This window comes from Neisseria sp. P0021.S006 (genome assembly GCF_051956895.1).
Genome location: NZ_JBQCWZ010000586.1, coordinates 1 through 832 on the forward strand (window position 1 = coordinate 1; position 832 = coordinate 832).

Below are 832 nucleotides of genomic sequence, written 5' to 3' on the forward strand. Positions count from 1 at the left end.
CCGCTATATAATTTGTTTTTAACCGCACTCAACACGATCTATCATGACCGACTTAGAAACCAAACGCCTTGAAACCCAAGCCATGCTGGACAATGCCGATTTGCTGTTTGACCAAGAACAATGCCGCGCAGCCTTGCAAAAAGTTGCCGACGACATTACCCGCGACTTGGGCGACAAATACCCCCTGCTCCTGCCGGTAATGGGTGGCGCGGTGGTGTTTACCGGGCAGCTGCTGCCGCTGTTGCGCTTTCCTTTGGACTTTGACTACGTCCACGTTTCCCGCTACGGAGACAAACTCGCAGGCGGCGTGTTCAACTGGAAACGCATGCCCGACCCCGAGCAAATCAAAGGCCGTCATGTAGTCGTTTTGGACGATATTTTAGACGAAGGCCACACCATGGCCGCCATTCAGGAAAAACTGTTGAAAATGGGCGCGGCAAGCTGCCGTGCGGCCGTGTTTGCCAACAAACTGATCGACAAAGAAAAACCAACCAAAGCCGATTATGTCGGTTTGGACGTACCCAACCGCTACGTCTTCGGCTACGGCATGGATGCCGCCGGCTGTTGGCGCAACCTCGGCGAAATCTACGCCTTAAACAACAAATAAAACCAAGGCCGTCTGAAAGGTTTTCAGACGGCCTCAAACCAACACTAGGAACACATCATGATCGGCCTGCTTATCATCACGCACGAAACCATAGGCGAAGCCTACCAAGGGCTGACCCACCATTTCTTCCCCAACGGCTTTCCCGAAAACGTCCGTATTCTCGGCGTTCAGCCCAATGAAGACCAAAACGACATCATCAACAACGCCATCGCCGCCTTGCAGGAA

At 52.9% G+C, this 832-nt stretch carries 1 protein-coding gene and 1 pseudogene; both read left to right on the forward strand.

Annotated features, from left to right (window positions below):
- Nucleotides 1-43 precede the first annotated feature (43 nt).
- A complete protein-coding gene (locus tag ACTHUM_RS15850; RefSeq protein WP_440403401.1) occupies nt 44-607 on the forward strand; it encodes a hypoxanthine-guanine phosphoribosyltransferase in 564 nt (187 codons plus the stop codon).
- Nucleotides 608-664: 57 nt separating this feature from the next.
- Nucleotides 665-832: pseudogene (locus ACTHUM_RS15855) on the forward strand (PTS sugar transporter subunit IIA); the annotation flags it as partial.

Coding starts and splice junctions, on each gene's coding strand:
- ACTHUM_RS15850 (WP_440403401.1), top strand. CDS start 44: ATGACCGACTTAGAAACCAAACGCCTTGAAACCCAAGCCATGCTGGAC.